Source organism: Pseudarthrobacter polychromogenes (assembly GCF_014644495.1).
Lineage (GTDB): Bacteria > Actinomycetota > Actinomycetes > Actinomycetales > Micrococcaceae > Arthrobacter > Arthrobacter polychromogenes.
In genome coordinates, this window is record NZ_BMKU01000004.1 from 306833 (window position 1) to 318260 (window position 11428).

At 66.1% G+C, this 11428-nt stretch carries 13 protein-coding genes; 6 read left to right on the plus strand and 7 right to left on the minus strand.

Annotated features, from left to right (window positions below; translation table 11 throughout):
* Positions 1 to 10 precede the first annotated feature (10 nt).
* From IEX43_RS08960 to IEX43_RS08970, 3 genes are read left to right on the plus strand one after another with little or no spacing between them, the layout of a single operon-like run.
* A complete protein-coding gene (locus IEX43_RS08960; protein WP_229666376.1) occupies positions 11 to 1183 on the plus strand; it encodes an acyl-CoA dehydrogenase family protein in 1173 nt (390 codons plus the stop codon).
* Entirely contained in the window at positions 1177 to 2583 is a 1407-nt protein-coding gene (locus IEX43_RS08965; protein ID WP_188810284.1) for a bifunctional PIG-L family deacetylase/class I SAM-dependent methyltransferase, read from the plus strand. Before IEX43_RS08960 ends, IEX43_RS08965 begins: the two co-directional genes overlap by 7 nt.
* Positions 2580 to 3329: a glycosyltransferase family 2 protein gene (locus IEX43_RS08970; RefSeq protein WP_194734856.1), complete on the plus strand. Its 750-nt coding sequence runs from the start codon at positions 2580 to 2582 to the stop codon at positions 3327 to 3329. Before IEX43_RS08965 ends, IEX43_RS08970 begins: the two co-directional genes overlap by 4 nt.
* 76 nt (positions 3330 to 3405) lie before the next feature.
* Here the strand turns inward: IEX43_RS08970 and IEX43_RS08975 are convergent, their stop codons facing one another.
* The 6 genes from IEX43_RS08975 to IEX43_RS09000 all read right to left on the minus strand — a co-directional run bounded on the left by IEX43_RS08975 (position 3406) and on the right by IEX43_RS09000 (position 7755).
* Complete coding sequence (locus tag IEX43_RS08975) at positions 3406 to 3582, minus strand: CsbD family protein (protein WP_066273419.1); 177 nt, start codon at positions 3580 to 3582, stop codon at positions 3406 to 3408.
* A 132-nt stretch (positions 3583 to 3714) separates the two neighbouring features.
* The gene (locus IEX43_RS08980; protein ID WP_188810286.1) at positions 3715 to 3972 is read right to left on the minus strand and encodes a hypothetical protein; all 258 of its coding nucleotides are present in this window, start codon (positions 3970 to 3972) and stop codon (positions 3715 to 3717) included.
* 394 nt (positions 3973 to 4366) lie between these two features.
* Positions 4367 to 5584 (minus strand): YihY/virulence factor BrkB family protein, encoded by a 1218-nt coding sequence (locus tag IEX43_RS08985; RefSeq protein WP_188810288.1) that lies wholly within the window; start codon positions 5582 to 5584, stop codon positions 4367 to 4369.
* Between the two features lie 115 nt (positions 5585 to 5699).
* Positions 5700 to 6362: a DUF3618 domain-containing protein gene (locus IEX43_RS08990; protein ID WP_188810290.1), complete on the minus strand. Its 663-nt coding sequence runs from the start codon at positions 6360 to 6362 to the stop codon at positions 5700 to 5702.
* Positions 6359 to 6790 carry a phage holin family protein gene (locus IEX43_RS08995; RefSeq protein WP_188810293.1) on the minus strand — a complete coding sequence of 144 codons (432 nt, stop codon included), beginning with the start codon at positions 6788 to 6790 and terminating at the stop codon, positions 6359 to 6361. Before IEX43_RS08995 ends, IEX43_RS08990 begins: the two co-directional genes overlap by 4 nt.
* A complete protein-coding gene (locus IEX43_RS09000) occupies positions 6790 to 7755 on the minus strand; it encodes a hypothetical protein (RefSeq protein WP_188810295.1) in 966 nt (321 codons plus the stop codon). The genes IEX43_RS08995 and IEX43_RS09000 overlap by 1 nt, the downstream gene beginning before the upstream one ends.
* 187 nt (positions 7756 to 7942) lie before the next feature.
* Between IEX43_RS09000 and IEX43_RS09005 the strand changes: the two genes are divergently transcribed.
* Positions 7943 to 8590, plus strand: a complete 648-nt coding sequence (locus IEX43_RS09005; protein WP_188810297.1) for a hypothetical protein — start codon at positions 7943 to 7945, stop codon at positions 8588 to 8590.
* On the opposite strand, the gene IEX43_RS09010 is transcribed toward IEX43_RS09005, so the two are convergent.
* On the minus strand, positions 8587 to 9642 hold the full coding sequence (locus IEX43_RS09010) for an NAD-dependent epimerase/dehydratase family protein (protein WP_188810299.1): 1056 nt from the start codon (positions 9640 to 9642) through the stop codon (positions 8587 to 8589). The genes IEX43_RS09005 and IEX43_RS09010 overlap by 4 nt on opposite strands.
* Positions 9643 to 9789: 147 nt before the next feature.
* Here IEX43_RS09010 and IEX43_RS09015 point away from each other — a divergent pair, with 147 nt between their 5' ends.
* Complete coding sequence (locus IEX43_RS09015; RefSeq protein WP_188810301.1) at positions 9790 to 10650, plus strand: sigma-70 family RNA polymerase sigma factor; 861 nt, start codon at positions 9790 to 9792, stop codon at positions 10648 to 10650.
* Between the two features lie 222 nt (positions 10651 to 10872).
* Positions 10873 to 11409 (plus strand): D-glycero-alpha-D-manno-heptose-1,7-bisphosphate 7-phosphatase, encoded by a 537-nt coding sequence (locus tag IEX43_RS09020; RefSeq protein WP_188810303.1) that lies wholly within the window; start codon positions 10873 to 10875, stop codon positions 11407 to 11409.
* Positions 11410 to 11428 lie beyond the last annotated feature (19 nt).

Here is an 11428-nt window from a genome sequence, read left to right on the forward strand (position 1 = left end):
CGCCATCACGATGCAGGAACTCTCCAAAGAACACAGCGCACCATCCGCCGGGGACGCGGTGCCCGGCACCAAGGCAGTGGTCCGGCTCTCCGCCGCCCGGGAAGGCCCGGACGGCCTGGATCCTTTGTTCCAGGCAGTCTCCGCCAGCGCCGGCAACGTGCCGGCTTTGCTCGGCCTGGCGCAGGAAGCCGGAAAAGAGTGGCCGCGGCCCGGCGAAGGGAACACCGCGCTTCTCTGGGAGCTCCTGGCCACTGTTGCCGCCCTCGACGTTGCCGCTGCCCGGGTCTTCGAACCGCACCTGGATGCCTTGGCGATCCTGGCCCAGGCAGGGCATGACCCCGCCCGTGCCAGCGGCGCCTGGGGTGTTTTTGCAGCGGAAGGACCAGGAATGCGGCTCGCTGCCGAAAGCAACGGTTCCGGGGTGCTTTTGAGCGGCGCCAAGCCGTGGTGTTCCCTCGCCCAGGTGCTTGATCACGCGGTGGTCACCGCCCACACGGACGACGGCGGCCGTGCAGCTTTCGCCGTTGACCTGCGCCACGCCGGCGTGACCTGCGAGGAACCGGAGTGGGTGGCCAGGGGGCTGCAGGAAATCCCCAGCGGAACCGTTCGGTTCGACCGGGTCCCCGCTGAGCCGTTGCAGGGAACCAACTGGTACTTCAGCCGGCCTGGCTTCGCCTGGGGCGGCATGGGGGTGGCCGCGTGCTGGCTCGGGGGAGCCGTGGGCATCGCCCGGGACTACCGGGATTCCCTCCGTGCCGGACGTCTTTCCGGCCGGGAGCCGGACCAGGTTGCGCTGGCCTCGCTGGGAGAGCTGGACCGCACCCTGACCTCCGCATTGCAGTACCTTGCAGGAACCGCGGAAGGCATCGACCGGCAGGGACAGGCGTCCACTGAACAGGTGTCCACTGAACAGGTGCCCGCTGACCAGGGGTCTCCTCAACAGTGGAATCCCGGGCGGGTTACGCCCTGGAGCGATGCGCTGCGCGTGCGCGCAACCTGTGCCGCCGCCGTCGAACGCGTGATGTCCGTAGTGGGCAGCAACCGCGGGCCGGGACCGCTGGCCTTCGACCGGACGTATGCCAAGCGGATGGCTGACCTGGCACTGTACGTCCGCCAACACCACGGCATGCGTGACGACGCCCAGCTGGGCTCCCTGACCCTGAAAGGTGACGCGCCATGGTGACCTTCCTGCACACTGACGAGGGGACTGACGAGTCGGCCTGGTCCGCCCGGGGCCTTCCGGTCATTCCTGAGCTCCCGCTCGGTCCGGAGGAGCTTGCCGCCATGCGGTTCCTGGTCCTTGCCGCCCACCCGGACGACGAGACCCTCGGAGCGGGCGGCCTGATGGCGCGGCTGCACGCCCTCGGCGCAGAGGTGCAGGTGCTGTTGTGCACTGCAGGGGAGGCCTCGCATCCCGGGTCGGAAACCGTCTCCCGGGAAGAACTGACTGCCAGGCGCCTGGCGGAGTTCGCCGCGGCCCTGGACCGCATGGGGCTGAAAGACCGCTGGCGGTACCTCGGCCTGCCGGACAGCGGCCTGGCGGAGCGCACTGCCGGCATAAGCCGTTCGGTCAGCGAAACCGCCGCAGCGCTGGCCGGTCCTGCCGGGCGGCTCGCCATTGTTGCGCCGTACCGCGCCGACGGGCATGCCGACCACGACGCCCTCGGCACCGTAGCCGCGGCTGTTGCCGCCGACAACGGTTACGCACTGCTGGAATACCCCATCTGGTACTGGCACTGGGCCACCCCCGGGCACCCCGAATGGCAATCCTGGGTGAGGCTTCCGCTGGAGCCCGCAGAACAGTCCGTCAAGGAGCGGGCCATGCAGGAGCATGCCAGCCAGACCAGGCCGCTTTCTCCGCATCCCGGTGACGAGGTCCTCCTGAGCGAGTCCTTCCTGCGGCACTTCTCCCGCCCCTTTGAAACCTTCGCCTGGACTGCCCCGCAGGAGTTCACTCCCGGAAAACCAGGTGGCCACGGAACCATGCCGCGCACCAGCAGGGAAGCACAGGGCATCTTTGACGGCATCCACAGCCGGGAGCCGGACCCCTGGAAGTACACCACCAGCTGGTATGAGCGGCGGAAGCGCGCTCTGACACTCGCAGCGCTGCCTTCCGAACACTATTCCGCGGCCCTGGAGATCGGTTGCTCCATCGGCACGCTGACGGAAGATCTTGCCCCGCGGTGCACCAGCCTGCTGGCGGTGGACGCCAGCGGTGCAGCGTTGGCGCAGGCAGCGGAACGCCTGGCCCCATTCCCGGGCGTCACCGCCAGGCAGCTGACGCTGCCCGCCGAGTGGCCTGCCGGGAACTACGACCTGGTGGTGGTGTCCGAGGTGGGGTACTACCTCGCCGCCGGTGAGCTCGATGCCGTGGTCGAAAAAATCAGGGACTCGATCCTTCCGGGCGGCACCCTGCTGCTGTGCCACTGGCGCCACCCCATTTCCGGCTGGGAGCTGGACGGCGAAGCAGTCCACACCCGCGTCCGTGACGGGTTGAAATGGCCCACCGCCGGCCTTTACCGGGAGCGGGACTTCCTGCTTGAGACCCTGATTGCGCCCAGTGCGGCGGTGCCTGCGCCTTGACTCCCGTTGACAGGGTGGCCGTGGTGATTCCGGTCCACAATGAGGAGGAACACCTAGGCCGCGCCCTCGCCGGCGTGGAGGCCGCGGCATCGACACTCCGGCAGGTCCAGCCGGGAACCGATGTCAGGGTCCTCGTGGTCCTTGACTCCTGCACGGACGGTTCTGCGGCCATCGCTTCCGCGTACACCGCCCGGAACGCCTGCTTCTCTGTCCTTGAGGTCGCCTTTCGAAGCGTGGGAAGGAGCAGGCGGGCGGGAAACTGGCAGGCCCTGGGTGCAGGGGCAGATGCAAGCCCTGGCGCCGAGGCCGGGTTGTGGCTGGCGAACACCGACGCCGACTCGGTGGTTCCGGACAACTGGCTCGTTGGACAGCTTGAATTGGCTGCGGCGGGAGCCGATGCAGTGCTCGGGTCTGTTGAGGTGGACCCTGCAGGGATGGCACCCGAACTGCTCAGCCGCTGGCAGTCGATGCACTCCTTCGGGGAAGACCATCCGCATGTTTTCGGAGCCAATCTTGGTGTCCGCGGCTCGGCGTACCTTGTGGTGGGCGGGTTCCCGCGGCACCTCTCGCATGAGGACAGGGTGCTGGCAGGGCGGCTGCGGGAACACGGGTTCGATGTAAGGGCCACTGACACAATCCGCGTGCGGACGTCCGGCCGCACGCAGGCCCGCGCGCCGAAGGGCTTTGGGGCCTATTTGCGGACGCTCGGCAGGGAGATCGCATTGGCGCCGGAAGGGCAGTCCTAGGGCGGCAGGATATGCGGGAACGTGGCTTAACGGGAAAGGGGCTGCTGCGGTTGGGCAGCAGCCCCTTTCGGCAGGACTAGTCCTTCCGGAAAGCGTCCTTGACCTTCTCGCCGGCCTGCTTCAAGTCAGCCTTGGCCTGGTCCATTTGGCCTTCGGTCCGGAGGCTTTCGTCATCAGTCGCCTTGCCGGTCGCTTCTTTGGCCTTGCCGGCCATCTTCTCGGCGGCGTTGTCGATCTTGTCGTCCAAACCCATGGCATTTCTCCCTTCGGCTGGTGACCTGCGGCGATACGCAGGTCATGCTCCCATGCTAGCCAGCCAAGGGCTGCTTCAACAGATGGCTGGTTGCAGCAGAGGAGCTGTGGCAGGAGGGAAAAACCGGGTTTGTCAGACCAGGTCGGGGGCGCTTGCGACGATGTAATCCGCTGCGGCAGGACCGGTCATGGACAGGTTGTTGCTGTCCGGGTTGATACCGTGTTCTCCCAGCGCCACCCACAGTGCTTCCGGCGGCTGAAGCTGGGCTTTATGGAGGAGGCACCAGCTGGTGTAGAGGCCATATAGCTCATCGCGTCCGAGGCCCAGCCCCGGCTCCCTGTCCGCGACGACTGCTTCGGCAAGAAAATCTTCAAAATGTGTAGCAGGCATGTTCGCTCATTCGGGCTCGACCTTGATGCCGCCGTATCTGCTTCAGCGGCCCTGCCGGCCCCGGAGGGGCTCAACAGAGTAATCATGAAGGTATGGCAGGGCGGCTCGCTTTGTCCAGTCAGGCTGCCCAGCCTGGACAGGCAATGCCAGCCGGCAGGGAACCTTGCCGGCGGGGAGGTCACAGCGGTTGATTGGGCCCGTGGGTGCAGCTGGACCGAACGGATCGAGGGGGCCGACGGCGACTGGGGGGACTGGCCTCGGTCTCAGAAGAGGCCATCTCACCGCCGGCCCCGCCTGCTCCCGGGTCCCTTGTTAAAACCCGGGAAAACTAAACAGGACCTTCAAGACAATTTTCTCCCATCTTGAAGGTCCTGCCTAGTCCCCGCGGAATGCCCTACCGGGCGTCGTTGCCGCCCCGGTCTTCGTTCCCGCCAAGGGCGCGGTCGCGTACCTTGTCCCGGACCCGGTCCCGGTGCGGTTCCCGGGGCTCGTCGGAGTCGCGGTCCCCGTCCTGGTCCCGGCCCTCGTCCGGGGACTCATCCCCGCCGTTCTCGGCACTGTACTTCTCACGGATTTCCCGCCCGTGCCGGATGTCCTCTTCCTCCTGCTTCTGCAGCTTTTCGCTCTTCTTCGTGTCCCTTGGCGGCAGCTGGATGGTTTCCTCTGCCTTGATGCCCGCCTGGAGCTGCCGGCCGCGCTCCATCTCGGCGTCGAACTCTGCACCGAAAAGCAGCGACATGTTGAGGATCCAGAGCCACAGCAGCATCACGATCACGCCGCCGAGGGCGCCGTAGGTCTTGTTGTAGTTGCCGAAGTTGCCGACGTAGAAGCCGAAACCCAGCGATGCAAGCAGGAAGATGAAGAGGGCGATGCCGGAACCCAGGCTCATCCACTTGAATTTGGGCTGCTTGACGTTGGGGGTGGCGTAGTAGAGGACGGCGATGATCACGATAATCAGTCCCACCATGACAGGCCATTTAGCGATGTCCCAGATAGCGAGGAAGACGCCGCTGAGGCCGATCAGGCCACCCACCGCTTCTGCTACCGGGCCGCTCAGGACCAGCATGCCGGCCAGGATGGCAACGATGACAACGGCCAGGAGCGTGACCACCAGCATGGTTCCGCGCAGCTTGACGAAGGGCCTGCCCTCATCCACCTCGTAGACCCGGTTCATGGCACGGCCGAACGCCCCAACATATCCTGAGGCGGACCACAGGGCCGTGGCAAGGCCAAGGACAAGGGTCAGTCCTGCGGCCGGTGCGCTGGCCAATTCTTCGACAGTCCCGCTGACGGTGTTGACCGTCTCGGCGGGGGCAAAACCGCTCACGATCTGCAGCAGGGCGCTGGTGGTTTTCTGGGGGTCGCCGAATAGCCCGATCACTGAGATGAGTGCCAGGATGGCCGGGAACAGCGACAGGACCGCGAAGTAGGTCAGGGCTGCGGCCTGGTCAGGGCACTGGTCCTTGCTGAATTCCCGAAAGGTCTTCTTGGTGATGTATTTCCAGTTCGGCTTGACGAGGTCTTTCGGACTCTCCGGCTTCCGGGAATCATCGGGTGCCGGGGCCTGGCCTGCTTTGGCGGTGCTGCTCTCGGATGCGTCATGAGTGGCCATGGGGTGTCCTCTCGATAAGGGGCGAAAAACGGACAGGCCAGCTCCGCGGTTGGCGGGGCCGGCCTGTCAGGTGGTGCTGGGTGCCTTGCGTGTGCCGCGGTGTACTGGATGCCGCTTAGGTGTTTTTGACGTTGCCTGCGGCGTCGGTGGTGCGGTCTTTGACGTCGGTGGCGGCGTGTTGGCCTTCGGCTTTGACGTTTTGGGCGGCGTCGGTGGCGGTGGCCTTGACGTTTTCCATGGCTTCCTGGGCGGGTTCCTTGAGGTCCTGGACCATGTCCTTGGCGGCGTCGGTGACCTGGGTGGCCAGGGGCTGGGCGGCGGTTTTGAGCTGGTCCGCGGCCTCGCGTTCCTTTTGGCTGGCCGGGATCAGGGAGGAGATCAGCATGCCGGCGCCGAACGCGATCAGGCCTGCGGCCAGGGGGTTGCCCTGGGTTTTGGCTTTGACCTGGTCCGGTGCGTTGGAGATCGCGGTTCCGGCGTCGCCGAGTTTGGCTGCGGCGGTGTCTTTGGCCCCGTGCAGGGTGTCCCCGGTGGAGTGCAGTGCGTTGCCGGTGTGCCCGGCGCCGGTGTGCATGGTGTCCTGGACACGGGTGGTGGTGTGGTCTGCTGCGCCCATGATTTTCTCCTTGACCCCGCTCACGGCGTCTTTTACCTTGTCGGTTTGGCGGTTCACGATGTTGGACGGGGTGACTTTGTCGGCCACGGCGTCGACGTTGGTGCCCAGGCGTGCGCGGGTGGCTTCTATGTCTGAACGGATTGCGTCCGGGTTATCGCTCATCGGTTTACCTCACCTGGTTTTAGGGTTGGGGGTATTTCGGACAGGGTTTCCCCGGTCTGGGGCAGGCCTTTGACCTGTTTGAGTTCCTTGCGGCCGATCGAGGCCAGGACCGCGGCGATGATGCCCCAGATCACGGCGACGATCAGGGCGGCCCAGCCCAGCGGCATCAGGGCGCCCAGGGCGAACATCAGGCCCAGGGACAGGAAGACCAGGACGAAGTGTCCTGCCACCCCTGCCCCGGCGAGCATGCCCGAGCCCTTGCCGGCCTTCGTGGCCGACTGCTTCAGTTCGGCCTTGGCCAGCTCGACTTCCTGGCGCATCAGCGTGGACAGGTCACGGGTCACATCCCCGAGCAGCTCACCCAGCGAGGCGTTATCCGCCTTCTGGTGCGCCGCACTCGGAGCAGGTTCTGGAATGGAACTACTCATCACAGTCCGCCAGACTGGCCATCCCTGAAACGGTCCCGGGTAAGGGGATCGCCTGCCATGGGATCGTCGGCAAGGTCGCGGTCACCCAGCGGGTCCTCGGCAATCCGGTTGCCGGACCACGGTTCTTCGACCAGTTGCGGGCTGTCCAGGGGACTGGCGGGACGCGTGGGGTCGGAATAGCTGCTGCCTGGCGCGCCGCCGTCGTATCCTGCCGTTGTGGTGGCCGGGCTGGGAAGCTGCACCGGAGGGGGCGGTACGGTGCCGCCCGCCGGCACATAGGATTCGGTGTCCCGGTCGCCGTATGGCGTACCGGAGTAGAGCCCGGTGGTGCCGGTGGTGCCGATGGAGGATGACGACTCCGGTGCCCCGGCGGTGAGGCCGCGGGTGAGCCGGCCGGCCAGGACGCCTGCGCCCGCTGCAAGCAGCAGGAAAGTGCCGGGGTTGTTGCGGGCAAACCGCTGGACTTCACCGAGAATGTCGCCCGGCTGCTTGTTTTCGAGCCAGGACGCCATTGAGGAGGTGCGCTCCGCAGCCTGCCGGACCAGGTCGCTGGCCATGCCCTGCTGGTCCGGGGCGGTGGCCATGCTGTGCAGCTGGCTGGAGATATTGCGCATGCCTTCTGCGGCCTTCTGCTGCTGGGTGCCTGCCTGGCTTGTCAGGCCCGACTTCGCCTGGTGCAGAAGATCCTGCGCACTGGACTTCGCCTCGGACGCCACATTCGCGGCTTCTTCCTTGGCGGTCTGGGCAACGTTCTGGGCTGAGCCCTTCGCCGTGCGGGCGACGTCAGCCGCTTCTTCCTTGGCCGCATCCTTGCGGGAGGTCCCCGTGCCGTCGCCGGCCTGGCCTGCACCGTACTGGGGAGTGGCGGCTGACGGGAAAGTGGCGGCGGACCGCTCACCCGGAATTCCTGTAGAGGCCGGTGGAGCCGTGGTAGCGGGATCCTCGGGCCATTGGTTCTCTGTCATCTTCGCTCTCTCTTTCCAAGAAGGCCGGTTGTTGATCAAGAACCAGCAGTACTGGCCGTAAAATAATAAGCATGATTACTAATAAAAGGTAAGTACCCTTGCTAAGCGAGTTCTAAACGGTTCCAACAGAGTCAGCCGGAAGGGCGCAGGCCGGTCCGGTCACGTCAAGTGGAAAGTGGTGGGTAGTGTGGAAACAGCTACATGGGTTTGGGTAGTCGTTGCCGTAGTTGTGGTGGTGCTGATAGTGCTGCTGTTGCTGGCCAGCGGAAGGCGCCGGAAGGCGGTCCAGCAAAAGCGTGACGACGAACACCGGGAGAAGGCTGCGGAAATCCGCCGCGAGGCCGAGGCGAAGGAACTTGACGCCCGGGAGCGTGAAGCGAAAGCGACGCGTGCCAAAGCGGATGCAGAGCAGGCCCAGGTGGACGCAGCCAGGCTGCGCCAGCAGGCTGACCAGCAGGCAATGGAGGCCAAGGCACTCCGCGACGATGTGAATGAACGGGCGCGGAAAGCGGATGAGCTCGACCCCGATGTTCACGGCGACCGCCGCGGTGATGTGAACCCGGACCGCCGGGACCGCAGCAACCGCGAGCGGGCCGGCCACGAGGGCGTGGGGGATGGCACCACTGACGCGGCCCGCGGCGCTGATGACCGGGGCGTCCGCGGGGCCGAGCCCCGGGATGGCGTCCGGGACGACGTGGCCCACGACGGCGTCCGGAAGGACGTAGCCCATGACGGCGTCCGTGACGAAGGGGTGCAGAATGACCGCCCCGGCCAGGGTGCCAACCCGGCCCGCGGCAGCCGCCGTGACCGGGAGGAACCCCGCTCGGGCATCTAGTCCACGGGCGGTACCGGTTTCCTTGGTTTGAGCACGGGGGAGGGAGCTACTCCTTCCCCCGTTCCCATGCCCTGGAGTACGGCCCGGACGGCATCCGTGGCCGGTATCGTCGGCTCCCAGCCCAGGATTCGGCGGGCCCGGTCGGTGTCCATGATGGGAGCGCCGGCGGCCATCTCCACCCATCCGGAGTCCGTGGGTTGGAGCCGCAGCCGCCACGTCAGGCCGACGATCTTGTGAAGCAGTCCCATGGGAATGGGGAGGATCCTGCGGGCGCCCAGAATGCGGGCAAGTTCCTGGGGCGTCAGTACCGGCTCTGCCGCAATATTGAAGGCTCCGGAGGCGCGCTGGTCGATCACACGCCAGTAGGCATCCGCCACGTCATCAGCGTGCACCGCCTGGAAGACCAGGTTGTCAGGGGCGGGCAGCAGCGGGATCCGAAGTTTCCCCGGCAGCAGACGCGGCAGGAGCCGGCCGAGGAAATACCTGCCGATCTCACTTCCGGCATCGGACTGGAAAATCAGCCCTGGCCGGAGCCTTGCCACCGAGATGCCCGGCTCCGCTGCCATGAACGCGTCCAGGGCTGCTTCCTGCTCCGCCTTGTGCCGGCTGTAGTGCGAGCCAGCCATGCCGCGGACCGGCCACGATTCGTCGCGTCGCTGATCCTTGGATGCCTTGCTGTAGGCGCCGACGGAAGAAGCACACACCACCTGTTTCACCCCGGCCCTGGCCGCTGCCGCGAGCACATTCCTGGTGCCCGTCACATTGGTGCGGTACAGCTCTTCCAAATCCCGGTTGGGCTGGATCTGCCAGGCCAGGTGGACCACGGAATCCACACCTTCCAGGGCGGTATCAAGCTGGGTGCGGTCACCATCCAGGCCGATATCCAGGGTGTGCCATTCAACGCCGGAGTAGGGTTCGTGGCCAGTGTCGGGAAGGCGCCTGCTGATCCCCGTCAGTTTCAGGCTTCCCGGCTTTTCGGACAGCTGGGCCTGCAGCTTGCGGAGCAGTGCTGTTCCAGCATTTCCGCTGGCACCCGTGATGGCGATGTGCATGGCAGGGACTCCTCCGCGTGGCCTCTCGGTACGGCTGACATACCGAGCCTATATCCGGGAACCATTGTTTTATAAGCAACCTTATGATTTCCTACTTCTAAGTCTTGCCGCAGGCTTTCGGACCCCTACCCGAGGGAACCAACGACAATGCCCGAATACTTTCCCGCACTTGCCGTGGATACGATGCCCGTCCACCACCACCAGCCAGAACACTTGGAAACAAGCCCTCCCGGCACCAAGTCGGGACGGCTGCACCAGACCTTCGAAAACAATTTGGTCCTCCGCTACCTGGACCTGGCTGAAGCCCTGGCCGCCCGGTTTGAGGCCCGCGGCCGCGAACGCGCGGACCTCAACCAGGTGGCCTACCTGGGGCTCGTGAAGGCTGCCCGCGGCTTTGACCAGTCCAAGGGGGAAAGCTTTCCTGCCTATGCTGCCCCCACCATCACGGGGGAACTGAAGCGGTACCTGCGCGACCGCACGTGGGTGGTCCGCCCGCCCCGGCACATCCAGGACCTACGCACCCGGATGTTCCGGGCGGAGCCGGAGCTCACCCAGTCGCTGGGAAGGAATCCCAGCGTGGCCGAGCTGGCGGGGGCCCTGGACGAAGATCCCGCCGCCGTGCAGGAAGCAATCTCGGCCTCAAGCAGCATGCACCCGGACTCGCTGGACGCCGTCAACCCGCACTCCGATGCGCCGTCGATCGGCGAGGTCCTGGCATGCCCCGAGACGCCGCTGGAACGCCTGGAGGAACTCGCCTGCCTGCGTGACGCCATCCAGGACCTGGATCCCGCGGACCGGGAGCTCCTGTACCGCCGCTACTTCTGCGAGGAGACCCAGGTGCAGCTGGGAAAGCGGCTGGGCATGTCCCAGATGCAGGTCTCGCGCCGGCTTGCCCGGGTGCTGGTGGCTCTCCAGCGCAGGCTGGAGGGCGGGGCGCTCCCGGTATCAGGGGACGAAGCGCGCGGAAACACTTCGCACGGAAAGACTGCCCGAAAGCGGGCGAGCTAGCCGACAGGCTCCCTTGGGCTCACCAATCCGCAGCACCCCGAATCCGTAGCACAGGAATCCTGGGCCTCTGCATCCCGCACCCCACTGCGAAAACCTCAAGGTAAGCACAGGCCACCACGGCCCTATCTTCCCTGTTCAGCGCCCAGGGACGAATAACAAACGACAGTCCAGAAAACCATCCGGCCCTGTTTAGGGACATCGGCAGAGGGGAACAGGGAGGGCATGGTAAGCACCGAAACATCCAGGCTCAGGGCTGTGCTGTTCGACCGGGACGGAACCCTGGTGGTCGATGTGCCGTACAACGGGGATCCGGACCTTGTCCGGCCGATGCCCGGCGCCAAAGGGGTGCTTGACGCCCTGCGTTCCGCAGGCATAGCCACCGGGGTGGTCAGCAACCAGTCCGGCATCGCCCGGGGCATGATCTCCGCCGACGACGTCGCCCGGGTGAATGCCAGGGTGGAGGAACTGCTTGGCCCCTTCGACGTATGGGAAGTGTGTCCCCACGCTGAGCAGGACGGCTGCCTGTGCCGCAAACCGGCGCCGGGCATGGTCCACAGCGCGTGCCGGAAGCTCGGCATACCGGAGTCCGGGGCTGCCCTGATCGGCGACATCGGCGCTGACGTCAGGGCTGCGGAAGCAGCCGGTGCCACGGGCGTCCTGGTCCCCACTCCCGTAACCCTTGCAGCGGAAGTGGCTGAAGCGCCGCTGGTGGCGCAGGACCTGGCCGGCGCCGTGCGCCTGCTGCAGGAGGGGCGGTGACGGGCCGCGTCCTGGTGGC

Bases quoted from the DNA above. Each gene is read 5' to 3' on its own strand.
- IEX43_RS08960 (WP_229666376.1), top strand. From the start codon at position 11: ATGCAGGAACTCTCCAAAGAACACAGCGCACCATCCGCCGGGGACGCG.
- IEX43_RS08965 (WP_188810284.1), top strand. From the start codon at position 1,177: ATGGTGACCTTCCTGCACACTGACGAGGGGACTGACGAGTCGGCCTGG.
- IEX43_RS08975 (WP_066273419.1), bottom strand. From the start codon at position 3,582: ATGGGTTTGGACGACAAGATCGACAACGCCGCCGAGAAGATGGCCGGC.
- IEX43_RS08980 (WP_188810286.1), bottom strand. From the start codon at position 3,972: ATGCCTGCTACACATTTTGAAGATTTTCTTGCCGAAGCAGTCGTCGCG.
- IEX43_RS08985 (WP_188810288.1), bottom strand. From the start codon at position 5,584: ATGGCCACTCATGACGCATCCGAGAGCAGCACCGCCAAAGCAGGCCAG.
- IEX43_RS08990 (WP_188810290.1), bottom strand. From the start codon at position 6,362: ATGAGCGATAACCCGGACGCAATCCGTTCAGACATAGAAGCCACCCGC.
- IEX43_RS08995 (WP_188810293.1), bottom strand. From the start codon at position 6,790: ATGAGTAGTTCCATTCCAGAACCTGCTCCGAGTGCGGCGCACCAGAAG.
- IEX43_RS09000 (WP_188810295.1), bottom strand. From the start codon at position 7,755: ATGACAGAGAACCAATGGCCCGAGGATCCCGCTACCACGGCTCCACCG.
- IEX43_RS09010 (WP_188810299.1), bottom strand. From the start codon at position 9,642: ATGCACATCGCCATCACGGGTGCCAGCGGAAATGCTGGAACAGCACTG.
- IEX43_RS09015 (WP_188810301.1), top strand. From the start codon at position 9,790: ATGCCCGAATACTTTCCCGCACTTGCCGTGGATACGATGCCCGTCCAC.
- IEX43_RS09020 (WP_188810303.1), top strand. From the start codon at position 10,873: ATGGTAAGCACCGAAACATCCAGGCTCAGGGCTGTGCTGTTCGACCGG.